17 protein-coding genes are annotated in these 23,935 nt (G+C 66.7%); 10 read left to right on the forward strand and 7 right to left on the reverse strand.

Translation table 11 applies throughout. The annotated features are described in order from the left end of the window. Both FA89_RS04305 and FA89_RS04310 read left to right on the forward strand, forming a co-directional pair. Positions 1-777: a 3-hydroxybutyrate dehydrogenase gene (locus FA89_RS04305; protein ID WP_036138529.1), complete on the forward strand. Its 777-nt coding sequence runs from the start codon at positions 1-3 to the stop codon at positions 775-777. A 171-nt stretch (positions 778-948) separates the two neighbouring features. Further along, positions 949-2,652: an alpha/beta fold hydrolase gene (locus tag FA89_RS04310; RefSeq protein WP_036138532.1), complete on the forward strand. Its 1,704-nt coding sequence runs from the start codon at positions 949-951 to the stop codon at positions 2,650-2,652. Positions 2,653-2,667: 15 nt separating this feature from the next. Here FA89_RS04310 and FA89_RS04315 read toward each other — a convergent pair whose 3' ends face one another. The 3 genes from FA89_RS04315 to glnA all read right to left on the reverse strand — a co-directional run bounded on the left by FA89_RS04315 (position 2,668) and on the right by glnA (position 6,228). Beyond that, positions 2,668-3,831: a porin gene (locus FA89_RS04315; RefSeq protein ID WP_036143651.1), complete on the reverse strand. Its 1,164-nt coding sequence runs from the start codon at positions 3,829-3,831 to the stop codon at positions 2,668-2,670. Between the two features lie 134 nt (positions 3,832-3,965). Then, positions 3,966-4,742, reverse strand: a complete 777-nt coding sequence (locus tag FA89_RS04320; RefSeq protein ID WP_081916341.1) for a glutaminyl-peptide cyclotransferase — start codon at positions 4,740-4,742, stop codon at positions 3,966-3,968. A gap of 73 nt (positions 4,743-4,815) precedes the next feature. Next, positions 4,816-6,228 (reverse strand): type I glutamate--ammonia ligase, encoded by a 1,413-nt coding sequence (gene glnA / locus FA89_RS04325; protein WP_036138536.1) that lies wholly within the window; start codon positions 6,226-6,228, stop codon positions 4,816-4,818. 237 nt (positions 6,229-6,465) lie between these two features. Here glnA and acpA point away from each other — a divergent pair, with 237 nt between their 5' ends. The 3 genes from acpA to FA89_RS04340 all read left to right on the forward strand — a co-directional run bounded on the left by acpA (position 6,466) and on the right by FA89_RS04340 (position 10,337). Continuing rightward, positions 6,466-8,151: an acid phosphatase gene (acpA, locus tag FA89_RS04330; RefSeq protein WP_036138539.1), complete on the forward strand. Its 1,686-nt coding sequence runs from the start codon at positions 6,466-6,468 to the stop codon at positions 8,149-8,151. Positions 8,152-8,332: 181 nt separating this feature from the next. After that, positions 8,333-8,554, forward strand: coding sequence for a hypothetical protein (locus FA89_RS04335; protein ID WP_036138542.1), 222 nt, complete (start codon positions 8,333-8,335; stop codon positions 8,552-8,554). Positions 8,555-8,702: 148 nt separating this feature from the next. Next, entirely contained in the window at positions 8,703-10,337 is a 1,635-nt protein-coding gene (locus tag FA89_RS04340; RefSeq protein WP_036138544.1) for an alpha/beta fold hydrolase, read from the forward strand. A gap of 299 nt (positions 10,338-10,636) precedes the next feature. Here the strand turns inward: FA89_RS04340 and FA89_RS04345 are convergent, their stop codons facing one another. The 3 genes from FA89_RS04345 to FA89_RS04355 are packed head-to-tail and all read right to left on the reverse strand — an operon-like array spanning position 10,637 to position 15,159. Beyond that, positions 10,637-12,187 (reverse strand): DHA2 family efflux MFS transporter permease subunit, encoded by a 1,551-nt coding sequence (locus FA89_RS04345; protein ID WP_036138547.1) that lies wholly within the window; start codon positions 12,185-12,187, stop codon positions 10,637-10,639. Between the two features lie 3 nt (positions 12,188-12,190). Next, complete coding sequence (locus FA89_RS04350; protein ID WP_081916343.1) at positions 12,191-13,648, reverse strand: HlyD family secretion protein; 1,458 nt, start codon at positions 13,646-13,648, stop codon at positions 12,191-12,193. Continuing rightward, the gene (locus FA89_RS04355; protein WP_081916344.1) at positions 13,645-15,159 is read right to left on the reverse strand and encodes an efflux transporter outer membrane subunit; all 1,515 of its coding nucleotides are present in this window, start codon (positions 15,157-15,159) and stop codon (positions 13,645-13,647) included. Before FA89_RS04355 ends, FA89_RS04350 begins: the two co-directional genes overlap by 4 nt. A 178-nt stretch (positions 15,160-15,337) precedes the next feature. On the opposite strand from FA89_RS04355, the gene FA89_RS04360 reads away from it, so the two are divergent. Next, the gene (locus FA89_RS04360; protein ID WP_036138550.1) at positions 15,338-16,132 is read left to right on the forward strand and encodes an undecaprenyl-diphosphate phosphatase; all 795 of its coding nucleotides are present in this window, start codon (positions 15,338-15,340) and stop codon (positions 16,130-16,132) included. A gap of 31 nt (positions 16,133-16,163) precedes the next feature. On the opposite strand, the gene FA89_RS04365 is transcribed toward FA89_RS04360, so the two are convergent. After that, a complete protein-coding gene (locus FA89_RS04365) occupies positions 16,164-17,156 on the reverse strand; it encodes a LysR family transcriptional regulator (RefSeq protein ID WP_081916345.1) in 993 nt (330 codons plus the stop codon). Positions 17,157-17,351: 195 nt separating this feature from the next. On the opposite strand from FA89_RS04365, the gene FA89_RS04370 reads away from it, so the two are divergent. The 4 genes from FA89_RS04370 to FA89_RS04385 are packed head-to-tail and all read left to right on the forward strand — an operon-like array spanning position 17,352 to position 23,935. Further along, positions 17,352-18,533, forward strand: a complete 1,182-nt coding sequence (locus FA89_RS04370) for an efflux RND transporter periplasmic adaptor subunit (RefSeq protein WP_036138553.1) — start codon at positions 17,352-17,354, stop codon at positions 18,531-18,533. A gap of 3 nt (positions 18,534-18,536) precedes the next feature. Continuing rightward, positions 18,537-21,728: an efflux RND transporter permease subunit gene (locus tag FA89_RS04375; protein ID WP_036138556.1), complete on the forward strand. Its 3,192-nt coding sequence runs from the start codon at positions 18,537-18,539 to the stop codon at positions 21,726-21,728. A 3-nt stretch (positions 21,729-21,731) separates the two neighbouring features. After that, positions 21,732-23,165 (forward strand): efflux transporter outer membrane subunit, encoded by a 1,434-nt coding sequence (locus tag FA89_RS04380; protein ID WP_036138559.1) that lies wholly within the window; start codon positions 21,732-21,734, stop codon positions 23,163-23,165. Then, positions 23,162-23,935: an SDR family NAD(P)-dependent oxidoreductase gene (locus FA89_RS04385; protein ID WP_081916346.1), complete on the forward strand. Its 774-nt coding sequence runs from the start codon at positions 23,162-23,164 to the stop codon at positions 23,933-23,935. Before FA89_RS04380 ends, FA89_RS04385 begins: the two co-directional genes overlap by 4 nt.

The raw sequence follows: 23,935 nt of genomic DNA on the forward strand, positions 1-23,935 counted from the left end.
ATGCACGATCTCACCGGCAAGGTCGCCCTGGTGACCGGCGCAGCCAGCGGCATCGGCCAGGCCATCGCCGCCGCCTATGCCGCCGCGGGCGCACGTGTGGTCGTGGCCGACATCGCGCGGGACAAGGCCGTCGCGGCCGCGGCCGCGATGGCCCCGGGTGCGATCGGCATCGGCATGGACGTGACCGACGAGGCCCAGGTGGACGACGGCTTCGCCCGCGTGTCGCGCGAAATGGGCCCCGTCGACATCCTGGTCAGCAACGCGGGCGTGCAGATCATCGCCCCGCTAGCCGAACTGTCCTTCGCGGACTGGAAGCGGATGCTTGCCGTGCACCTGGACGGCGCCTTCCTCACCACGCGTGCCGCCATGCGCCAGATGGTCGAGGCCGGCCGGGGCGGTTCCATCCTCCTGATGGGCTCGGCCCATTCCCATGTGGCCTCGCCGTTGAAGGCACCCTACGTCACGGCGAAGCATGGTCTGCTCGGACTGGCACGGACCATCGCGAAGGAAGGTGCCGCGCATGGCATCCGGGCCAACGTGATCTGCCCGGGCTTCGTACGCACGCCGCTGGTCGAGAAACAGATCCCGGAACAGGCAAAGGCACGGGGCATCGATGAGGCCGCCGTCATCCGGGACGTCATGCTGCGCGACACGGTCGATGGCGAATTCACGACGCTGGAAGATATCGCCGCCACGGCAGTGTTCCTCGCCGGCTTCGGGTCGAACGCGCTCACCGGGCAGTCGTTGCTGGTCTCGCATGGCTGGCATATGCAGTAAGGGGTTTCTCAGCCGCTTAGCTGTTGAAGAAGCCTTCGTGGGACGAAACGCTACGCAGGTGAAGGGTCTCGCCCTGATCGCGGCGCGTCATCGTCCGCTACGGACCACCTCGCCGCTTCACTAACGTGTGCAGCCCCCACGGATGGCCTTTCCGTGCCAAGGATGCACACGATGACTCCACGACGCTCGCTGGCGCTGTACGCCGGGCTCCTTGCGGCATTCGCCGTGCCTTCCACCGCCCAAGTGGTCGCGCCGCCCCCTGTACCCTCCGTGCCCACCCGAGGCATCACCTGGACGACCTGCCCGGCAACGGTGGTCGGCCCGGGTGGCGTCGAACTCGGCGACCGCCTCCAGTGCGGCACCTTGCGTGCGCCCCTGGATCACGTGGCGCCCGATGGACGGCGGATCGATGTCGCGGTGGTGCGCGTTCGCGCCATGTCGCCCACGCGACGCGAAGGCGCGATCTTCTTCAACAAGGGGGGCCCGGGCGCCAACCCCGCCGCGCTGCTCCGGTCCATCGCGGTGGGCTGGTCGCGCACCGCCGCCGATGATCCGCGCGACGGAGCCAAGCGACTGCTTGCCGAGCGTTTCGACCTCGTCGCGGTGATCCCGCGTGGACTGGCGCCGGGGTGGGCACTTCGGTGCGTGACCGGCCTGCCGCCGCGCCATGCCTTCCTGCCCACGCACCTGGACGACGCCAACTGGCAGCTGGCCATCGGCGATGCCCAGGCGGTGGCCGACGCGTGCACCGCGGCGCCCGAGTCGCGCTATATCAACACCGAGCAGCACGTGCACGACATGGACATGGTGCGGCGTATCCTCGGCGACGCCACGCTGAACTTCTACGGCATCTCTTACGGCGGCAAGGTGGGCGCATGGTATGCGGCGATGTACCCCTCGCACACGGGTCGCATGCTGCTGGATTCCAGCATGATCTTCACCCACGACTTCCGCACCGCCCTGGAGGCATCGCTCAACGCACGTCGCAGCTTTTTCCTCGACGAGGTGCTGGCACCGCTGTTGAATACCCCATCGCACTACGGACTGGGCGATCCGCTGTCGATCAACGAGGCCGTGGAGAACCTGCCCGCACGCGCACGCGAGACCTGGTTCCATGTGCTCGACCACCCCGACCGGCTCGCCGCCGCGCTGCACCTCTCCGCGTGGATCACGCAAGACGGCCTCTCGGGCATGCGCGAGTTCGAGGCGCGCATTCGGCGTACCACGTTCAGTCCCGATCCCGACACCCATCGGGCCATCCGCTGGGCGGCCGGCGTCCTGGTCAACCTCTACCTGAGGCCCCGACCAACCACGCCGCAGTTCGCCATCAGCCAGGACGGCGATTCCGTTCGCCAGGCCGTCGCCTGTAACGACTCCACCTGGTACCTGTCGGATGCACAGATCCGCGCCATGGCCGAACGCAACGCCGCGACCTACCTGATCAGCAACGGTGAGGAAATCCTCGAGCAACTGGTGTGTCGACGGTGGAGCGCCCCGGGTGCCCGGCAACCCGATCTTGGGCCGCTTGCCCAGGTACCGCCCTTCCTCCTGCTCCAGGCGGAAAAGGACACGGCCACGCCGCTGCCCGGGGCAAAGGCCATCCTCGCCCGCTTCGGCAACGCGCGCTTGCTGATCGCGAAGGGTTCGGCGGTGCATGGCCTGTTCAACTTCACCGCCTCGGCCTGCGTGGAGCGCGCCGCGGCGCGCTACCTTCTGGACGGCACGATCACCGCCGATGCCTCGCGCATGCTCGAGTGCGACACGACGTCCCAGCATCCACTGGACGAACTGCCGGCACCGCTGCCCAACGCGACCGCACCGGCGCCCGTGGCCGCCCCGACGCCTTCACCCGCGCCGGTGCACGACGAGACCTGAGCCGGCCTCGCCGTTCTAGAACATGACCTGCGCACGCACCTCGACGATATGCGGGTCGATGCGCAGGTCGCGCCGGTCGCTGGTCGCCCGGACATAGTTGCCCTGGAGCTTCAGGTAACGAGTGATGTACCAGTTGGCGCCGACCGTCCAGTCGTGTTCGCGGCCGCCCATCACCGGGCCGTCGTCCAGGTCCAGCGTGCTGTAACGCACCAGAAGCTCCACGGCGCCCCATGGTCCCTTGGGCACCACGTCGCCGACGTTGCCGCCGTTGTAGGCGCGTGACTCACCGGTCACGACCCAGCTGCCGAACGTGTACCAGCCGTGCGCGACGTACGCCGGCTTGTCCACCCGTTTGACGCGAGCGTCGAGGTACTCGCCCTGCACGGACCAGGGGCCGCCGATCCACAGGCCTTCGGCACCGCGCCGATCGACATGGTCGGCCACGCTGAGCGTGCCGGAGTCGATCAGGCGCTGCGTGATCAAGCCGGCCTCGGGCAGCGCGCGCAACCGTACGTTGGGCGGGGTGTAGCGCCCACGGCCGTCGGTCGTGCCTTCGGGGGTTTCCCGCGAGAGCGACAGCCCCAGGTGCACGACATCGCCCGGTGCGTTGCGCGGCGTCCAGGCGGCGCGCCCGGCCAGCATGCGCCCGTCCAGGTCGCCCTGCAGGTTGCCGCCGTGGTAGTAGCCCAACTGCACCAGGTACTGCTTGCGGGTCAGCGCCCAGTCCACGCCGATACGGCGATTCGCGTACACCGCCTGCATCGGCAACGACGGTTCGAGGAACGAGGTGGTACCCGTGCTGGTGTTTCCCTCGAATCCCACCGGCGTCTTCATGAAACCGACGCGTACGGCGCCGGCGTCGTCGCCCAGCACGGCCTTGGTCTGCACGCGCAGGAACACGTCCAGCCACGTGCGCGACTGAAAGTCGAACACTGCCGTGGCGTCGTAGACGCCCTTCTTGCGCACGAAGATGCCGAACTCCTTGCGGCGGTTCGTCTGGGCGTCTTCGTACATCCCCTCGTCGTGTGCGAAGCGATTGAGGTCGAACTGGTATTTCAACGACAGGCCGATGTCCGTGCCGTCGCCGAGCACCGCATGCGTGGGCCAGTTGCTGCGCCAGTCGTAACTGGCCGCGGTCGGATCGGCGGCAGCGGCCCACGCAGGGGCGAGCAGCGCCATCGCACCGATAGCGATCTTCTTCAAACCATGTCCTCCCCAGGCTGCCGTGGGTCACGGCGAGCTTTATTCATGACGGCACGAGCGGGCTGAGAATCCGCTCAATCTTGCGAAAAGGCAGTGAAGAGGCGCGCGCCTCAGCGCTTCAGCCGGATCTCGAACACGTTCGGCCACCGCTTGCCGGTGACGAACAGGCGATCGTGCGCAGCATCGTAGGCGATGCCGTTGAGCACATCGTCGGCCGGGTCGGCCATGCGGCTGTGGTCGACCAACCCGCCGAGGTCGATCCATCCGGTGACGTGGCCGGTCTTCGGATCGATACGCGCGATGCGATCGGTCTGCCAGACGTTGGCGAAGATCTCGCCCTTCACCCATTCCAGCTCGTTGATCATGCGCAGGGGCACGCCATCGGCCGTGACCTCGATGGTGCCGGTCTGTGCCAGCGTGTCCGGGTCGAGCACGCGCAGGGTGGGTGTGCCGTCGCTCAGGTAAAGGTGCTTCGCGTCACGCGTCAACGCCCACCCCTCGCCGGGGTAGCGGAACGTGCCGAGCGGCGCGAAGGTCTTGCGATCGTAGATGAAGCCCACGCCGTCACGCCAGGTCAGCTGGAGCAGGCGGTCGCCCGTGATAATGATGCCTTCGCCGAAGTAGCCCGCCGGGGTGTCCAGCTGCTGCACCACCTTGCCGGTGTCCAGGCGCACCTTGCGCACGCCCGAGCCCATGTATTCCCCCGTGCTTTCGTAGAGGAACCCGCCGTCGTAGAACAGCCCTTCGGTAAAGGCCTGCGGATCGTGCGGATACGTGTGCACGACGGTGTAGCGATACACCGGGATATCGGCGGCCGTCGCGGTGCCGCTGAAGGCCAGCAACGCCGACAGGGCCAGGATGGGCATGCGGTTCGAAAGGGTTCTCATGACATGTGCCTCGCGCCAGAACGGACGAGGGGCGCCGAAGCGCCCCTCTTTCCGGAATGTAACGGCTACGCGATCAGAGCGCGTAGTACATCTGGAATTCCAGCGGGTGGGTGCTGGCGCGGTAGCGGGTCACTTCCTGCATCTTCAGCGCGATGTAGCTGTCGATGAAGTCGTCGGTGAAGACGCCACCGGCCTTGAGGAAGTCACGATCCTTGTCGAGCGCGGCCAGGGCCTCGTCGAGGCTGGCGCACACCTGCGGGATGTTCTTCTCTTCTTCCGGCGGCAGGTCGTAGAGATCCTTGTCGGCCGGTGCGCCCGGGTCGATCTTGTTCAGGATGCCATCGAGACCGGCCATCATCAGCACGGTGAAGGTCAGGTAACCCGACTGCATGGGATCCGGGAAGCGAATCTCGATGCGGCGGCCCTTCGGGCTGGACACGTACGGGATACGGCAGGAGGCCGAGCGGTTGCGCGCCGAGTAGGCCAGCATCACCGGCGCCTCGAAACCCGGGACCAGTCGCTTGTAGCTGTTGGTCGTGGAGTTGGCGAACGCGTTGATGGCCTTGGCGTGCTTGAAGATGCCGCCGATGTACCACAGCGCCGTCTGCGACAGGCCGCCGTAGAGGTCGCCCGCGAAGAGGTTTTCGCCGTTCTTCGACAGCGACTGGTGCACGTGCATGCCGGAGCCGTTGTCGCCGACGATGGGTTTGGGCATGAAGGTGACCGTCTTGCCCTGCTGGTGTGCGACGTTCTTGATGACGTACTTCATCGTCATCAGTTCGTCGGCCTTCTTCACCAGGGTGTTGAAGCGGGTGCCGATCTCGCACTGGCCGGCATTGGCCACTTCATGGTGGTGCACTTCGACCACCTGGCCGAGCGATTCCAGCACCTTGCACATGTCCGCACGCAGGTCACCCAGGGTGTCGACCGGGCTGACCGGAAAATAGCCACCCTTGACGGCCGGACGGTGGCCGCTGTTGGTGCCGTCGTACTTGTAGCGCGACGACCAGGCCGCTTCTTCCGAGCCGATCTCGTAGAACACGCGGCCCATGTCGTTCTGCCAGCGCACCGAGTCGAAGATGAAGAACTCGGGCTCGGGGCCGAAGAAGGCGGTGTCGGCGATGCCGGTGGACTTGAGGAAGGCCTCGCCGCGCTTGGCGATCGAGCGCGGGTCGCGGCCGTAGGCCTGCATGGTGCTGGGTTCGAGCACGTCGCAATGCAGGATCAGCTGCTTGTGCGCGCTGAATGGATCGAGGTGGGCCGTTTCCGGGTCCGGCATCAGCACCATGTCGGATTCGTTGATGCCCTTCCACCCGGCGATCGACGAGCCGTCGAACATCTTGCCGTCTTCGAAGGTGCCTTCGTCGATGGCATGGGCGGGGAACGTGACGTGGTGGTGCTTGCCGAGCATGTCGGCGAAGCGCAGGTCGACGAACTCGATTTCCTCGTCCTGGATCAGGTTCAGCACTTTGGAAGCGGCGGACATGGGCAAACCTCGGAATGGATGTGGGGTCGGAAGCGATCCGGTTCAGGCCCCGGCATCATAAAACGCCTGCATGACATCCGCTCACTTGCACCAATAAGGTGCATGCACCGATCGATTGCACCCGCCGGGAGCGGTGCGGGCAGGACGCGACCCGCGGGGGGGCGTTAGTTTACCCTTTGCGTTCATCATCCCCTTTTGTGGCCCTCCCCCTACCGGGCCGCCGCATGCCGAGCCGCCATGACCAAGAAGAACGATACCGACACCCCCGACACCGCGCGCCGCCGACTGCTGGGCGGCATGGCCACGACGGGCGCGCTGCTGGCGCTGGGTGGCGTGCAGGACGTAGCGGCTTCCACCACGGGCCGGAAGAACGCCGCGCCGGCACCGACCGGTGCCGCTCTGGACGCCCTGCTCGAAAAGCACATCGGCAACGTGGTGGTGATCTACGCCGAAAACCGCAGCTTCAACAACCTGTTCGGCGATTTCCCGGGTTTGCAGCAACCCCTGAGTTCGGTCCCGGCGGAGCGCCTGGTCCAGCGCGATCGCGACGGTACGCCGCTGAAGACCCTGCCGCCGATCTGGGACGGTATGGTGCCGCATGAACAGGTGGTCGACCACGCCACGTACAAGATCGGTGAGAAGGACATCACCGGCCTGCCCAATGCGCCGTGGGCGCTGCATACCGGCGATGGCACACCGCTGCCGCACGGCGTGGTCACGCGCGACCTCGTCCACGCGTTCTACAACAACCAGCTGCAGATCAACGGTGGCAGGAACGACGGCTTCGTCGCCTGGGGCGACAACGGCGCGCTGACCATGGGCCGCTACGCCAGCACGCCCGTGCACCTGCGCCTGTGGAACATCGCCGCGCAGTTCACCCTGTGCGACAACTTCTTCATGGGGGCCTTCGGTGGCTCGTTCCTCAACCACCAGTACCTCGTGGCCGCGCAGCCGCCGTTCTATCCCGCGGCGGACAAGAGCCCGGCGCAGTTCAATATCGCCGTGACGGAAAGCGGCGACCCGATGGACCCTCGCCTGAAGATGGCCGAGGATTCCCCGAAGAGCGCGATGGACGGCAAGCCGAAGTTCGCCAACCACAACACGCTCACCCCGGATTTCTGGGCCGTGAACACCATCGGGCCGCCCTACTCGCCCGGCTTCAACGTGGACCGCAAGCATCCCGAGCTGGCCGATGCCACCAGCGCCAACACGTTGCCGCCGCAGACGCACCGGCACATCGGCGACATGCTGTCCGCGAAGGGCATCGACTGGGCCTGGTACGCCGGCGGATTCCAGGCCGCGTTGGACGGCAAGGGCGATGGCAGCGAGTCCAGCTTTCCGCAGACCCCCAATTTCCAGCCGCACCACCAGCCACTCAATTACTTCGTATCGCTCGCCCCCGGCACCGACGCGCGCAAGCGCCACCTGCGCGACGGCGGCCTGGGCGAAACGGCGGCAACCAACCGCTTCCTCGCCGATATCGCCGCCGGCAAGCTGCCGCCCGTGGCGTTCTACAAGCCGCAGGGCAACCTCAACATGCATGCGGGCTACTCCGATGTGGAAGCCGGCGACCGCCACCTCGCCACGGTCGTGCATGCGTTGCGTAACAGCCCGCAGTGGAAGGACATGCTGGTGGTGATCACCTTCGACGAGAACGGTGGCTGGTGGGACCACGTGGCGCCTCCGAAGGGCGATCGCTGGGGTCCGGGCACGCGGATTCCCGCGCTGGTCGTCTCGCCCTACGCGAAGAAAGGCCATGTGGAGCACACCATCTACGACACCGGCTCCATCGCGCGTTTCCTCACGCGACGTTTCAAACTGGAGAAGCTGCCGGGACTGACGATGCGTGAGAACGCGATGGTCGCGGCGGGCGGGCCGCCCCCGGGAGACCTGACCGAAACGCTGACCTTCGGCAACGCCTGAGTCTTGTGTTATGGCCGATGCGGCAGCCTGCGGGAACTATCGTTACGCCCATGGGGCATGTGATCGGATAGATCACTGATTGTTCTTGCAATTCCAGATGCGTCATGGTTGCGGAGCCCATGGCCTTCGGGGATCGATCGGCGTAGATGTGGGTAACACCCCACCCAAAGGAGCTCCGCTCATGTCCCCTGATGAAATCACCCCATCCGAAGACGATGACATCGCCGCCAACATCATCGACCCAAACACTCACGATAAGGAGGATCCTTCCGGGGACGTCAAGAAAACTCCACCTTCCGATTCGACCGACCCGACGCCTCGCGATGAACTGCTCAAGCACGCGAACCTGTCCCGTCCGGGGCGTGGTTTGTTCAAATCCGACGACGTCCCCCACGACGGCTGACGCGATCGAAGGTTCGGCTTGCTGCGCACGGGATGTTGGACCAGGCTTCCACGCGCCAAACGCTGACACCTAGCCGTAGCGATAGCGCATGCGAAAGGAAACGGGGCCGCATACACTGCGTGCCCCGTTTCCTCGACAAGGATGTCGCATGCCATCGTGTTCGCTTGGCGGCCGTATCGCCGCCTGTCTCGTCGTCGTTCTGTTCTCGTCGGCCCAGCCAGCGCCCGCCGCACCCGCAAACGACGTGCCGCGTATCGCGTGGCTGCCCTGCGACCCGTCGCTCGTCAAGGAAAACGACCATGAGTTCGATGGCCGCTTGAGTTGTTCACGATTCCTCGCCCCGCTCGATCACCGCCAGCCCGATGGACGGACGATCGAGGTCGGCGCCATACGCATGGCAGCCCGCGACCGGGCGAACCGCAAGGGCGTACTCTTCGTCAACATCGGTGGTCCAGGCGGTCATCCGGCCAGCTTGGTGACCGGACTGGTCTCCGCCTTCCAGTCCTGGGACCCACACGATCCCGTGCATGGCATGAAGCGCGAGCTGGTAGACCGCTACGACATCATCGGCGTCATACCGCGTGGCATGCAGGGCGGCTGGACACTGGATTGCAGCGAGGCCGCCAACACGGTTCACCCGTTCCTGCCGACCCATCGCGACGACGCACACTGGCGCCAGCTGGTCGCGGATGCACGCGCGTTGGCCAGTGCGTGCATCCGTGCGCCCGAGGCTCGCTATATCAGTACGGAGCAGCACGTCCACGACATGGATTACGTCCGGCGGGCGATCGGCGAGGATCACATCCACTTCTACGGCGCGTCGTACGGCGGAAGGGTCGGGGCGTGGTACGCCGCGATGTATCCGGATCACATCGGCCGCATGCTGCTGGACTCGAGCATGGTGTTTCCTGCCTCCTTCAGGACAGCGACGTACGCGTCGATGGACAAGCGCCAGCAGCGATTCGAGACGCAGGTGCTGGCACCGTTACTCGCCGACCCGGTCCGCTTCGGCCAGCCGCCGGATCGTGCTGCGCTTCGCTGGGCGCCGCATGCGCTGCACCCGGCGGTGAGGCCGCACTGGTACGACATGCTCGACACGCCCCAACACCTGGCCGCCGCGTTGACGATGAGCCGCTGGCTGGATGAAGACGGATGGCACAGCTGGAAACGCCTCGCCACGCGCATGGCGGCGGAACGCATGAGCACCGACCGCGCCGCGCATGCGGCGCTGCAGGATGCGGCGTGGGACCTGCTGGCACCCTGGCTTGCTCCGCCGTTGACCACACCGCCCACGTCACCCGAAGACCGGTACGCGCAGTCCACCTACCTCGCCGTGCTGTGCAACGACGAAACCAACTGGGGAAGCGAGCCGCAGATACGCGCCCGCGCGGACAACGACGCCTTCAAGTATCCCCTGGACAACGGAGTACAGACGTTCGTCCAACTCGTCTGCGCATCGTGGGGACCGCGTACCTCACGTACTCCCGATCTGGACGTGCTCGCGCAAGGGCAACCCTTCCTGATGCTCCATGCCGAGAACGACGTGGCAACGCCGATCGAAGGTGCACGAAACATCACGTTGCCGAAGTATCCCAACGCACGCCTGATCACGGCAACCGGCACGGACCTGCACGGGCTGTTCGGCCAGACGGGCACCGCATGCATCGAGCACGACGCGGCCCGTTACCTGCTGGACGGTACGTTGCCCATGCACGACCGCCAGGAATCGGTGTGCGCGTTCGAGCGGCCCGACGATCATCCTGCTTATTACAGCCTCCGCTGACGAGCGGGCCGAATTCAACGACGCGCCGATTCGGCATCATCTTGGCTAGATACGGGCATGCAACGCATTCGTTTTACGGACGGCAGGGACGACCGCGAATCCATAACGCTCCGGACGGCGTGCCACGGAGGCTCCTATCAACACGACAAGGAGTCAGCCCAGCGTTCATGCCTATTACCTGGATACCTTGACGCGCATCCCCACGACAGATGCCCTGCAATTTCAAGGTAAGCGACCAGAACCGCGAGCGTGTTTCGACGTTCCCCTGAGACATGCGATGTACGTCGGGCCACGCCGGATCAATGCCCTGGCGTGCCGCCCGACGCGAACGGCGGCTTGGCGAACCATATCGCGATCATGGCCAGGCCGAAGATCAGGCCGAAGATCCAGAACACGTCATTCACCGCCAGCGTGGCCGCCTGCATGTCCACGAGGCGGTTGAGCGCCGCGTTCGCGGGCGGACCCTGCACGCCGAGTGCCTGGAAGCGGTCCAGGTATTCGGTGGTGGCGCGATTGCCCGCGCTCACGTTTTCCACCAGCACCGCGTGGTGGTACGTGGTGCGGTGCGAATACATCGTGGTGCTGACCGCGGTGGCGATGCTGCCCGCCAGTGTGCGGAAGAAGTTGGACAGCCCCGACGCGCTGGCCACTTCCTCGTCCGGCATACCGGAGAGGATGATCTGGTTCACCGGCACGAAGAACAAAGCGATGCCCGCACCCATGCAAAGACGCGGAATGGCCAGCTCCCCGTAGGGCGCGTTGGTGCTCAGTGTCGACATGTAGAACGACGCCGCGGCGAACACCGCGAAGCCGATGGTGTTGAGCAGACGCAGGTCGAACTTGTTCTGGAATACGCCGACGATGGGCGATAGCACGATGGCCAGGATGCCGATGGGCGCAACCACGAAGCCCGCCCAGGTGGCGGTATAGCCCAGGACCTCCTGCACCCACATCGGCATGACCACGGTGCCGCCGAAGAAGGCGAACATGCCCAGCGACAGGCACAGTACGCCGACGAAGAAGTTGCGTTTGCCCAACAGGCGCAGCTCGACCACGGGATGCTTGTGCATCAGTTCCCACGCGATCAGGAAGGTGATGCAGACCAGCGAGACGATCGCCAGTACGGTAATGGTCTTGGACGTGAACCAATCGTCGTCGTTACCGTTGTCCAGCATGAACTGCAGGCAGCCTACGCCCACCGCCAGCAGGAACAGGCCGATCGCATCGATCGGCATCTTGGTGACTTTGGACTCGCGATCACGCAGCAGGGCGTACGTCACCACCACGGCGAAGATGCCCACCGGGATGTTGATGAAGAAGATCCACGACCAGTGGTAGTTGTCGGTGATCCAGCCACCCAGGATCGGGCCGAACACGGGCGCGACCACCACTGTCATTGCCCATAGCGCCAGCGCGATGGGTCGTCGCGCCACCGGGTAGTTGTTCAGCAGCAGGGTTTGCGACAACGGCACCATCGGGCCCGACACCGCGCCCTGCAGCAGGCGGAACACGATCAACATGGGCATCGAGGTGGAGAACCCGCACAGCGCGGAGAACACCACGAACAGCGCCACCGAGGTCATGAACGTCCGCACCTCGCCGAAGCGCCGTGCCACCCAACCGGTCAGCGGCTGCATCACCGCGCTGGCCATCGAGTAGGCACTGATCGCCATGGTGCCCTCGTTGCTGCTGACGCCCACGTTGCCGGCGATGGTGCGCACCGACACGTTGACAATGGAGATGTCGAGCACCTCCATGAACGTGGCCAGCGCCACGCCCGCCGTAAGCAGCACCAGCGCGCCGCCGGTGAGCGGCGGCCTGGACCCGCCGTTGCCGTTCTGCCCGGCCATCGATCAGCCGCCGCGCTTGGCCGCTACCGGCTTCGGGGTTGCATCCACCGTGTTCTCGCGGATGATCTGCTCGGCGCGCTGGTCGGCCTCGCCCATCTCCTGCTCGTAGACGTTGGTGCTGGCCAGCGGCTTGCTACGCGGCGTTTCCGAGAGCACGCGGCCGTCGCGGTCGTGCGTGTCCACGTTCACGTCGGTGGACAGGCCGATGCGCAACGGGTGCTTGCGCAGGTCTTCCGCGTCGATGGCGATGCGTACGGGCAGGCGCTGCACCACCTTGATCCAGTTGCCGGTGGCGTTCTCAGCGGGCAGCAGCGAGAACGCGCTGCCGGTGCCGGCGTTCAGGCCGACCACCTTGCCGTGGTACTCCACGTCCGAATACATGTCGGTGGTGAGCTTCACCGGCTGGCCGATGCGGATGTGCTCCAGCTGGGTTTCCTTGAAGTTGGCATCGACCCACAGGTCGGCCAACGGCACCACGGTCAGTAGGTCCTGACCCGGCTGGATACGCTGGCCCACCTGCACCTGGCGACGCGCGGCGTAGCCTTCGATGGGCGAGACGATGGCGTTGCGGCCGCTGTTCACCCATGCGTTGCGGAACTGAGAACGGGCCTGGATCACTGCCGGGTAGGTCTCTACGGTGGTGCCATCGACCTGAGCGTGCGCGGCGGCGGCCTCGCGCTCGGCCGCGTCCAGCGCCGCCTTGGCCTGCTGCATCTGGCGCTTGCCGTTGTCCACTTCCTCCGCGGACACCGCGCGACGCTCGAGCAGCGGATGGCGGCGGTTATAGTCGTCGCGTGCCTGTTCGTACTGGGCGCGACGCTGCGGGATGGCGGCATCAGCCTGGTTGGCCTGCTGCATCTGTGCCTGGGCCTGGCGAACGGCCTGGGCCAGCTGGCCCTCCGCATTCATCAGGCTGACCTGGGCGTCGACGGGGTCCAGCTTGATCAGCACCTGGCCCTGGTGCACCCGCTCGGTTTCCTCCACGCCCACCTCGACCACCGTGCCCGCCACGCGGGACGAGATGGTTACCATATCGCCCTTGACGTAGGCATCGTCGGTGGTCTCGCGCTGCGACAGCACGAAGATGTAGTAGAGCAGCCAGCCGATGCCGGCCAGCACGAACACGGCCGCGATGATCGACAGCACGACGACCTTCTTGCGCTTGGCCTTGGGGTCGTCTTCCTTCTTTTCCTTGCCGTCCTCGTCCTTGCCGTCCTTGCCGTCTTTCTTTTCCTTGTCCTTGTTCTGGTCCTTATCGTTCTTGTCGCCGTCCTGCTTTCCGGCGCCCTTGTCCTTTTCCTCGTCCCTGCCGTCGTCGTCTTCATCGCCGGCATGCTCGTCGCGCTCACCGCGCGGCGATTCGTCGCCGTACTTGTGCAGGTACTTGTAACGGTACTTGTACGGCTGCGGCGCGAGGCCGCCGTCGGTGCCTTCGCCGGGGATTTCGTTATCAGGGGTCATCGCGAGGAGTCCTTGCCGGCGGCGGTGGCCGGAAGAGCGGGCAGGTCGTCGGCGTGATAGCCGCCGCCCAGTGCATGGATAAGGGAAAGGTTGGCGGAAAGCATCTGGCTGGTGAGCTGCAGGCGGGCGTCGCGCTGCTGATCGAGCTGCATGTCGGCGTTGAGCCACGTGCGGTCGTCGATCAGCCCCTTGCCCCGGCGGTCGGCCGCCTTGGCCTTCTGCGCCGCGGTGGCCGCGTACTGGCGATCCACCTGCACGCGCTGGGCGTCCAGCGCCTGCAATTGCGCGATGCCCTGGGCGATTTCTCCTGCGGCCTGCACCACGGCGCCGTCGTACTGGGCCACCGCGCTGTCCAGCTGGGCCTGCGCGCTCTCGAACTGGGCCCGCAGTCGGCCACCGCTGAAGATCGGCAGCTGCACCGACGCGCCCAGGTTACCCAGCGTGAGGTCGGTACGCGTGCCGGAGCCCAGGTCGGGATACGTGCGCAGGAAGGCGCCCAGCGCCATCAGGCTCACGTCGGGGTAATAGGCCTTGCGCGCCTGGTCGATGTTCTTCGACGAGGCTTCGATCTGCCAGCGCGCGGCGGCGATATCCGGACGCCGCGCCAGCAGTCCGATGCGGGCGTCGTCGGGCAGGCGGGTATCCGGCGTCGGCAGCGGCGAAGGCGTCAGGGTGCCGAGATCCTTCGGTGACACGCCGGCCAGTGCGGCCAGCTGGGCCAGGTCGAGGCTGGCCGCGCCGTCCAACTGGGCCACGTTCTGTCGGGTCTGCGCCAGCTGCGCATCGGCCTGGTCGAGCGTGGTGGGGTCGTCCAGGCCGGCGTGCACCCGCAGCTCCACCAGGTCGCGGTACTGCGACGAGCTGTCGGCCGCATGGCGGGCCACGGCGAGCCGGGCTTGCTGGGCCTGCCAGTCGAAGTACGTGTTGACCACGTTGTATTGCAGCGAGGTGGCGGCGGACGCCCGCTCGGCCTCGGCGGCGCGCGCCTGACCGACCGACGCTTGCACGGCCGCCTTCTGCTTGCCCCAGAGGTCCAGGTCCCACGTGGCCAGCGCGCCGGCCACGCCGCTGTTGCTCCAGCTCTTGCCGGGGTTCAGCTGGAAGCCCTGGGCGTTACCTGCGGCGCCCGGCATCTGCCCGTTCAGCGACACGTCGTTGTAGCCGTGGCCGCCGTTGACCAACCCGCGCACCTGCGGGTTCAGTTCGGCCTTCGCCGAGTCCACCGCCCGCAGCGCGGCACGATAACGCGCCTCGGCCTGTTCCATGTTCGGCGAGCCGCGCATGGCCAGGTCCACCACGCGGTCCAGCTGCGCGTCGTCGTAGCGCTTCCACCATTCCGGCTGCGGCCAGCCTGCCTGGCTGGTCGGAAGGCCGGCGATCGGCACCTCGTCACGCGGGACGAAGGCCGGCGGGCGCACGGCCGGGGCACAGGCCGCCAGCATCAAGGCCGCAGCGAGAACGGCAACGCGGAGGCCGCCGCTCCGGCGGCGGTGCCGATGGGGATTGGGCATGGAAAGGTCCGTTGAATACAGGCGGGCGGCCGTGAAACCGCCGTATCGCGTCGGCGAAAATTACCAGCCGGCGGCGTGGGCGATACGTGACGGTTCATCCAGTGAAGCAAGTCGCATGGAATGACGAACCCGTGCCGCTAAGCTAGGCGGCCCTGCTCCGCCACCGGACCGAACGCACGTGAATGACCTGATCAGCGCCATCCTCCTCGGTATCGTCGAGGGGATCACCGAGTTCCTGCCTGTCTCCAGCACGGGCCACCTGCTCATTGCCGAACGCTGGCTCGGGGCCCGGTCCGACCTGTTCAACGTGGCCATCCAGGCCGGCGCCATCCTCGCGGTCACCTTCATCTACTGGCGCACGTTGTGGAGCCTGGTGGTGCACTGGCGCAAGCCCGAGACCCGCGACTACGTGATGAAGCTGGGCGTGGCTTTCCTGATTACCGCGGCGCTGGGCCTGGTGGTGACCAAGCTGGGCTTCAAGCTGCCCGAGACGATCACGCCTGTGGCCTGGGCGCTGATCGTGGGCGGCCTGTGGATGATCGTGGCGGAGAAAGTGGCGGCGGATCGACCCGACCAGGTAGCGGTCAGCTGGCGCGTCGCCATCCTGGTGGGCCTGGCCCAGATGGTGGCCGGCATCTTCCCGGGCACGTCGCGCTCGGCGGCCACCATCTTCGTCGCCATGCTGGGCGGCACCACCAACCGGGCCGCGGCCACGGAGTTCGCCTTCCTCGTCGGCATCCCGACGATGTACGCGGCCACCGGCTACGAGCTACTGAAGACGTTCACGCACGGCGGCGCGGCGGGCGAGGACTGGACGGGCCTCGCCGTGGCCTTCGTGGTGTCGACGCTGGTCGCGTTCGTGGCGGTGAAATGGCTGCTCGGCTACATCCGCTCGCATCGCTTCACGGTGTTCGCCCTTTACCGCATCGTGCTGGGCATCGCCCTGCTGCTGTTCCTGCCCGCCGGCGGCTGACCCACGCCATACACCGGCGGCGCGCCGCCGGTCAGGCCACGGCGGCGATCGGCTCCGGCTCGGCCAGCGCCACCTGGCGCAGGCGCGCCAGTTCGGCCTGCTGCTGCTCCACGATCTTGCATTGTGGCGTGCTGGTGCGCTGGAACAGCTCGCTGGTCCACTCGATGAACGCCTGCACGCGCGCCGACAGGTGGCGTTTCTGCGGGTAGACGATCCACAGGTTGGAGCCGGTGGAGATCGTGTCGGTCATGATGATTTCCAGCGCGCCCTTCTGCAGCGCGGAGGCGGCCAGGCAATGCGGCGCCTGGATGATGCCCAGGCCGGCGATGGCCGCCTGGATGACCGATTCCCCATCGTTGATCAGCATGTGGGCATCCACGTCCACCGACACGCGACCGCCGGGTGAGTCGAACTGCCACTGGTAGGGCTTGCCCGTGCTGGGGTGCACGAAGTTGACCGTGCGGTGTGCCTTGAGGTCGTCGATGCGGGTCGGTGTGCCGTGGCGCGCCAGGTATGACGGCGCGGCGCACAGCACGTTGCTGAAATGGCCGATCTTGCGCGCGATGAGGCTGGAATCGGCCAGCTCGCCCATCCGGATGGCGCAATCGAAGCCTTCTTCGTTCAGGTCGAACGGGAAATCGCACATCGTGAGTTCGAGCCGGATATCCGGAAAGCGCTGCTCGAATTCCGCGAGGTTCGGAATGATCGCGGCGCGCCCGATCGCGGACGACGCCGCCACCCGCAACTTGCCCACCGGCTTGGTCTTGGCGTAGCCCAGGGCCTCTGTGGCCTCGGTGAGGTCGGCCAGTATCTCCTTGCAACGCACATAGAACGCGGAGCCATCGTCGGTCAACCGCAGCGAACGCGTGGATCGGAAAAAGAGCCGCGCACCCAGGCTTTCCTCCAGCCGGGAGATCGCCCGACTGACGCCCGACGGGGTCATTTCAAGTTGCGTTGCCGCCGACGAGAAGCTCTTGGCTTCCACCACGCGGACGAAAACGCTGATCGCTGAAAAGTCTTCCACGGTCGACTCCCGCTGGATTGATTCGTGACTGGCCGTCACAGGCGGGGTGATTGTAGACCCATTTTTCGCTTGCTGGGCAAGACCTAGATTACGCCACCTGGGTGGAACCGGCTTGACCTCGAGCGCGCTTGAGGTCGTACGCTCCGCCGCCTTGCCGTTCCCCTGCCTATTTCGACACATCCAGGACACCCCGCCATGAAGAAGAAAATCCTGCTCGGTTCGGCCGCCCTCGCGGTCGCCGTTGCCTCGGCGCTGTGGCTCGGCGGCGGTGGCGCTCCCTCGCATGCCGCCGAAACAGCCATGGCGATGCCCACGCCCGAGGTCACGGTGGCCCAGGTGGTGTTGCGCCCGGTGTCGGACGCCAGCGGTTTCACCGGGCGCATTCAGGCCGTGGACTCGATCCAGATCCGGCCCCGGGTCGGCGGCTATATCGACAGCGTGCATTTCCGGGAAGGCGCCACGGTGAAGAAGGGCGACCTGCTCTTCACCATCGATCCGCGCCCGTACCGCGCGGAAACCGATCGCCTGGCCGCCAACCTCGCCCAGGCACGCGCCGAGGCGAAGAATGCCGAGGCCAATACCGCACGCGGCGCCAAGCTGGTCCAGCAGCACGCCGTCTCGCAGGAAGAAGCCGATCGCCTGGATACCGCGGCCGTGAGCGCGAAGGCGCAGGTCGCCTCGGTGCAGGCCGCCCTCGATGCCGCCCGCCTCAATCTGTCGTTCACCGAAGTGCGTGCCCCCGTCGACGGCAAGGTCAGCAATGCCCAGATCACCGCCGGCAACCTGGTCACCCCCAGCGACACGCTGACCAGCGTGGTCACGATCGACCCGATGTATGTCTACTTCGACGTGGACGAGCAGACCTTCCTCAAGCTGGATCGCCTGCGCCGCCAGGACGGCCACGCGCCGGATGTCCGTATGGGCCTGGCGGATGAAACCGGCTACCCGCACACCGGCAGGATCGACTTCGTCGACAACCAGGTGCGGGCCGGCGCCGGCACCATCCGCCTGCGCGCCGTGTTCCCCAACGCCGATGGCGCGTACACCGCCGGCTTGTTCGCCCGCGTGGAACTGCGCAGCGGCACCACCCAGCCGCGTGCACTGATCGACGACAAAGCCGTGGGCACCGACCTGGGCAACAAGTTCGTCTACGTGCTGGGCAAGGACAAGAAGGTGGAATACCGCCGCATCGCCACCGGTGCGCTGGTCGACGGCCTGCGCGTGGTCGACAGCGGGCTGACCGCCGAGGACGTGGTGATCGTCAACGGCTTGCAGCACGTGCGGCCGGGCATGGACGTGAACGCCAAACGGGTCGCGATGGCCTCGCTGGTACCGGAAGGCACGCGCACCCTCGCCATGGCGCGTAACCAGGACTGATCGATGAAAATCGCCCAATACTTCGTCAACCGCCCGATCCTCGCGGGCGTGCTGTCGGTGCTGTTCCTGATCGCCGGCGGCATCGCCGTGTTCAGGCTGCCGATCAGCGAATATCCCGAGGTCGTGCCGCCCACCGTCGTGGTCAAGGCCAGCTACCCGGGCGCCAACCCCAAGGTCATCGCCGAAACGGTGGCCACGCCGCTGGAGGAACAGATCAACGGCGTCGAGGGCATGCTCTACACGTCCTCGCAGGCCACCAGCGACGGACAGATGACCCTCACCGTGACCTTCGCGCTGGGCACCGACCTGGACAACGCGCAGGTGCAGACGCAGAACCGCGTGGCGCAGGCACTGCCCCGCCTGCCCGAGGAAGTGCAGCGCCTGGGTGTCACCACCACCAAGAGCTCGCCCGACCTGACGATGGTGGTGCATCTCACCTCGCCCGACCATCGCTATGACATGCTCTACCTGTCGAACTACGCACGTACGCGCATCAAGGACCAGCTGGCCCGCCTGGACGGCGTGGGCGACGTGCAGTTGTTCGGCGCGGGCGAGTACAGCATGCGCGTGTGGATGAACCCGGAAAAGCTGGCCATCCGCAACCTCACCACGGGCGACGTGATCAAGGCCGTTCGCGAGCAGAACATCGAGGTGGCGGCCGGCTCGCTCAACGCACCGCCGGGGCCGAATTCCAACGCGTTCCAGGTGAACATCAACACGCGCGGCCGCCTGGTCACCGAGGACGACTTCCTCAATATCATCGTGCGCAGCGACGCCACCGGTTCGGTCACGCACCTGCGTGACGTGGCGCGCGTGGAGCTGGGCTCCAACAACTACGCGCTGCGCAGCCTGCTGAACAACCGCGAAGCCGTGGCCATCCCGATCTTCCAGCGGCCCGGTTCGAACGCCATCGCCATCTCCGACGAAGTGCGCGCGCAGATGGCCACCCTGAAGAAGGACTTCCCGCAGGGCGTCGACTACTCGATCGTCTATGACCCGACCGTGTTCGTGCGCGGCTCCATCGAGGCCGTCGTGCACACGCTGTTCGAGGCGATCCTGCTGGTGGTGTTGGTGGTGATCCTGTTCCTGCAGACCTGGCGCGCCTCGATCATTCCGCTGGTGGCCGTGCCGGTGTCGCTGATCGGCACGTTCGCCGTGATGTACCTGGTCGGTTTCTCGCTCAACGCGCTGTCGCTGTTCGGCCTGGTGCTGGCCATCGGCATCGTGGTGGACGACGCCATCGTGGTCGTGGAGAACGTGGAGCGACACATCGAGCACGGGCTGGACCCGAAGGCGGCCACGCGCCAGGCGATGACGGAAGTCACCGGCCCCATCGTGGCGACGGCGCTGGTGCTGTGCGCGGTGTTCGTGCCGGCCGCCTTCATCAGCGGCCTCACCGGCCAGTTCTATCGTCAGTTCGCGCTGACCATCGCCATCTCGACGGTCATCTCCGCGTTCAACTCGCTGACGCTGAGCCCGGCGCTGTCCGCCATCCTGCTCAAGGGCCGCGACGAGCCGAAGGACAGGCTCACGGTGTGGATGGAGCGCAGCCTGGGCTGGCTGTTCCGCCCGTTCAACCGTGGCTTCGAGCGTGCGTCGCACGGCTATGTCAGTGGCGTGCAGAAGGTGCTGCGGTTCTCCGCGGTCATGCTGGTGCTGTACGTGGGCCTGGTGGCGCTGGGCGTGCTCGGTTTCGCACGGACGCCCACGGGATTCGTGCCGACCCAGGACAAGCAATACCTCGTGTCGTTCGCGCAGCTGCCCGATGCCGCCTCGCTGGACCGCACCGAGGGCGTGATCCGCCGCATGGGCGACATCGCGCTGAAGGACCCGGGCGTGGAGAGCGCCGTGCAGTTCCCCGGCCTGTCGATCAACGGCTTCACCAACAGCACCAACGCCGGCATCGTGTTCGTCACGCTGAAGCCGTTCGAGGAACGCCGTGCCGGGGACTTGTCCGCCGAGGCGATCGCGGCACGACTCAACGGGCAGTTCGCTGGCATCCAGGATGCCTATATCGCGATCTTCCCGCCGCCGCCGGTCAACGGCCTGGGCACGATCGGCGGTTTCCGCATGCAGATCGAGGACCGCGGCGACCTGGGCTTCGAGGAACTCTACAAGCAGACGCAGGGGATCATCGCGGCCAGCCAGAAGACACCGGAACTGGCCCACCTGTTCACCAGCTTCCAGGTGAGCGTGCCCCAGTACGATGCCGATATCGATCGTGAGAAGGCGAAGTCCGAAGGCATCGACCTGGGCGATGTGTTCCAGACCATGCAGGCGTACCTCGGCTCGCTCTACGTCAACGACTTCAACCGCTTCGGCCGCACCTACCAGGTGAACGTTTCCGCGGAACCGTCGTTCCGCCACGAGCCGTCCGACATCGTGGGCCTGAAAACCCGCAACGCCGCCGGCGACCTGGTGCCGCTGGGATCGTTCCTCACGGTACGCCAGACCAACGGCCCCGACCGCGTGCAGCACTACAACGGGTATCCCACGGCCGAGATCAACGGCGGTGCCGCACCGGGCTACAGCACCGGCCAGGCGCAGGCGGCGATGGAGAAGCTGGTCAAGGCCAACCTGCCCAACGGCATGACCTACGAGTGGACGGAACTGACCTACCAGCAGATCCTCGCCGGCAACACGGCGGTGCTGGTGTTCCCGCTGTCCGTGCTGCTGGTGTTCCTGGTGCTGGCGTCGCTGTACGAAAGCCTGAGCCTGCCACTAGCGGTGATCCTGATCGTACCGATGGTGCTGCTGTCCGCGATCGTCGGCATCATCGTCACCGGCGGGGACAACAACATCTTCACCCAGATCGGCCTGATCGTGCTGGTGGGCCTGGCGTGCAAGAACGCGATCCTCATTGTCGAGTTTGCCCGCGAAGCGGAGATCGGCGGCATGAACCGCGTGGATGCCGTGCTCGAGGCCGCGCGCCTGCGACTGCGTCCGATCCTGATGACCTCGTTCGCCTTCATCATGGGCGTGGTGCCCCTGGTGACCTCGCACGGCGCCGGTGCGGAGATGCGCCATGCCATGGGCGTGGCGGTGTTCGCCGGCATGCTCGGCGTCACCTTCTTCGGCCTGATCTTCACGCCGCTCTTCTACGTGCTGATCCGCGGCTGGAACGAACGCACCGAGGCGCGTCGTCGCGAACGCCGCGAGCGTCGCCTTCTCGCACACGCGGCCCGGGAGTCGTAAGCCATGACCTTTATTCCTCGCAGTACAGCGCTGTTCGTCGCCCTCGTCCTTGCCGGCTGCGCCAGCGTGGGCCCGGACTACCATCCGCCCGTGCAGGCGCCGGTGACCTTGCTAGGGGTCGACGCCGCGCACCAGAACAGTGGCGACGTGCAGGCACGCTGGTGGACGCAGTTCGGCGACCCCACCCTCGACGCGCTGATCGCCCGCACGGCGAAGGGTGCGCCGGATCTCCGGATCGCCACGGCCCGGCTCAACCAGGCACGCGCCGCGCTCGGCACGGCACGGTCGCAGCAGGTGCCCGACGTGGAAACCGTCGCATCGTTCCAGCGCAGCCGTGGGCAACAGCCGGGCTTCAGCGACCAGCGCACCACGGTGACCCAGTACCAGGCGGGTTTCGATGCGTCGTGGGAGCTGGACCTGTTCGGCGGCATTCGCCGTTCGGTGGAAGCCGCACGGGCCGACGCCGCGGCCGGGGAGGCCTCGTTGCAGGACGCGCAGGTCACCCTGTTTGCCGAGGTGGCGCGCAACTACTTCGACCTCCGCGGCACCCAGTTACGGATCGACGTGGCCCGGCGTGACATCGCCAACCAGCAGGATTCGCTCAAGGTCATCCAGGCCCGGGTCGATGTCGGCACCGGCGCGGAACAGGACCTGGCCAGCGCCAAGGCACGGATGGCCGCGGTGGAAGCGCAATTGCCGGTGCTGCAGACCCAGGCGCAGGCCGACACGTTCCGGCTGGCGGTGCTGCTGGGTGCGCGGCCGGGTGAGCTGGATGTCGACCTCTCGCCGGCGACGTTCAAGCCGATCGATGTCAGCCTGGCGATCGGCGGCGCCGACGACGTGCTGAAACGGCGTCCGGACATCCGTATCGCCGAGCGCGAACTGGCCGCCGCCAATGCGCGCATCGGCGTGGCCAAGGCCGATTATTTCCCGCATATCTCGCTGGGCGGGTTCATCGGTTTCCTTGCCGGTCGCAGCAACGATTTCGGGGGTGCCGACTCGCGTGCCTTCCAGCTGGCACCGAGCATTTCGTGGTCGGGGCTGAACGTGCAGCGCGTCGCGTCGGGCGTGCGCGGCGCACGGGCCCGCGCGGAAGAGGCGCAGGCCAACTACGACCGCACCGTGCTCACTGCGCTGGAAGATGTCGACAACGCGCTGGTCGGTTTCAACCAGCAGCGCGTGCGCGTGGAGAAGCTGGTGGTCCAGGCCAGCGAAAGCCGCCGCGCGGCGGAACTGGCCAAACTGCGCTACGACGCCGGCCGCACCGACTTCCTCGAACTGCTCGATGCCCAGCGGACACAGCTATCGGCCGAGGATCAGCTGGCGGAAGCCGAAGCGGCGACCAACACGCGTGCCGTGCAGCTTTACAAGGCCATCGGCGGTGGCTGGCAGGCCTGCGGCAACGAGGTCTGCAGCGAGGTGGCGAAGACGCCATGACCGCTGCGACGCTTCATCGGCTACCGGTGGCGAGGCCCCGCTCGACCCCGCTGGGCGTGGAGCCGCCGCTCGGCCAGCGCGTGGCGCTGGTGAGCGGCGCCAACCGGGGCATCGGTTTCGAGGTGGCGAGGCAACTCGCCGCGCTCGGTGTCACGGTATTCGTCGGCGGTCGCGAGATGGCGCGGGCCGAGAAGGCGGCACGCACCCTCCGCGAAGCGGGCGGCGTCGCGCATGCGCTACGCCTGGACGTCACGCGGGCGGCGGACATGCAGGCCGCCGTCGCCGCCATCGAGGGACGAGTGGGCCGGCTGGACATCCTGGTCAACAACGCCGGCGGGTATTTCGACACGGGCAGCCGCGCCTCGCGGCCCGACCTGGACACGATACGCGGCGCGCTCGAGGTAAACCTGCTGGGTGCATGGTGCCTGACCGCGGCGGTGTTGCCGCTGATGCGTCGGCACGGTTACGGTCGCGTGGTCAACGTGTCCAGCGAATGCGCCACGCATGCCATATGTGGCGACGATGCGCCGGCTTACCGCATCTCGAAGGCCGCGCTCAACGCTTATACCCAGGTGGCCGCCAAGGAACTGGAAGGCAGCGGCGTACTGGTCAACGCCGTGTCCCCCGGCTGGACCGCCACGGCCCTGGGCGGCAGCGGTGGTCGGCCGGTGGCCGAGGGTGCACGCGGCGTGGTGTGGGCCGCGCTGTTGCCGGAACGCGAGGCGATCCATGGCAGGTTCTGTCGCGACGGCGAGGCGATCGCCTGGTAA

The organism is Luteibacter sp. 9135 (assembly GCF_000745005.1).
In the GTDB taxonomy this organism is placed as follows: Bacteria; Pseudomonadota; Gammaproteobacteria; order Xanthomonadales; family Rhodanobacteraceae; genus Luteibacter.

What these genes read in the sequence shown, in the direction of transcription:
- glnA (WP_036138536.1), bottom strand. Translation starts at nt 6,228, where the DNA reads ATGTCCGCCGCTTCCAAAGTGCTGAACCTGATCCAGGACGAGGAAATC.
- FA89_RS04385 (WP_081916346.1), top strand. Translation starts at nt 23,162, where the DNA reads ATGACCGCTGCGACGCTTCATCGGCTACCGGTGGCGAGGCCCCGCTCG.
- FA89_RS04315 (WP_036143651.1), bottom strand. Translation starts at nt 3,831, where the DNA reads ATGGCGCTGCTCGCCCCTGCGTGGGCCGCTGCCGCCGATCCGACCGCG.
- FA89_RS04380 (WP_036138559.1), top strand. Translation starts at nt 21,732, where the DNA reads ATGACCTTTATTCCTCGCAGTACAGCGCTGTTCGTCGCCCTCGTCCTT.
- FA89_RS04370 (WP_036138553.1), top strand. Translation starts at nt 17,352, where the DNA reads ATGAAGAAGAAAATCCTGCTCGGTTCGGCCGCCCTCGCGGTCGCCGTT.
- FA89_RS04320 (WP_081916341.1), bottom strand. Translation starts at nt 4,742, where the DNA reads ATGAGAACCCTTTCGAACCGCATGCCCATCCTGGCCCTGTCGGCGTTG.
- FA89_RS04305 (WP_036138529.1), top strand. Translation starts at nt 1, where the DNA reads ATGCACGATCTCACCGGCAAGGTCGCCCTGGTGACCGGCGCAGCCAGC.
- FA89_RS04310 (WP_036138532.1), top strand. Translation starts at nt 949, where the DNA reads ATGACTCCACGACGCTCGCTGGCGCTGTACGCCGGGCTCCTTGCGGCA.
- FA89_RS04350 (WP_081916343.1), bottom strand. Translation starts at nt 13,648, where the DNA reads ATGACCCCTGATAACGAAATCCCCGGCGAAGGCACCGACGGCGGCCTC.
- acpA (WP_036138539.1), top strand. Translation starts at nt 6,466, where the DNA reads ATGACCAAGAAGAACGATACCGACACCCCCGACACCGCGCGCCGCCGA.
- FA89_RS04355 (WP_081916344.1), bottom strand. Translation starts at nt 15,159, where the DNA reads ATGCCCAATCCCCATCGGCACCGCCGCCGGAGCGGCGGCCTCCGCGTT.
- FA89_RS04340 (WP_036138544.1), top strand. Translation starts at nt 8,703, where the DNA reads ATGCCATCGTGTTCGCTTGGCGGCCGTATCGCCGCCTGTCTCGTCGTC.
- FA89_RS04345 (WP_036138547.1), bottom strand. Translation starts at nt 12,187, where the DNA reads ATGGCCGGGCAGAACGGCAACGGCGGGTCCAGGCCGCCGCTCACCGGC.
- FA89_RS04335 (WP_036138542.1), top strand. Translation starts at nt 8,333, where the DNA reads ATGTCCCCTGATGAAATCACCCCATCCGAAGACGATGACATCGCCGCC.
- FA89_RS04375 (WP_036138556.1), top strand. Translation starts at nt 18,537, where the DNA reads ATGAAAATCGCCCAATACTTCGTCAACCGCCCGATCCTCGCGGGCGTG.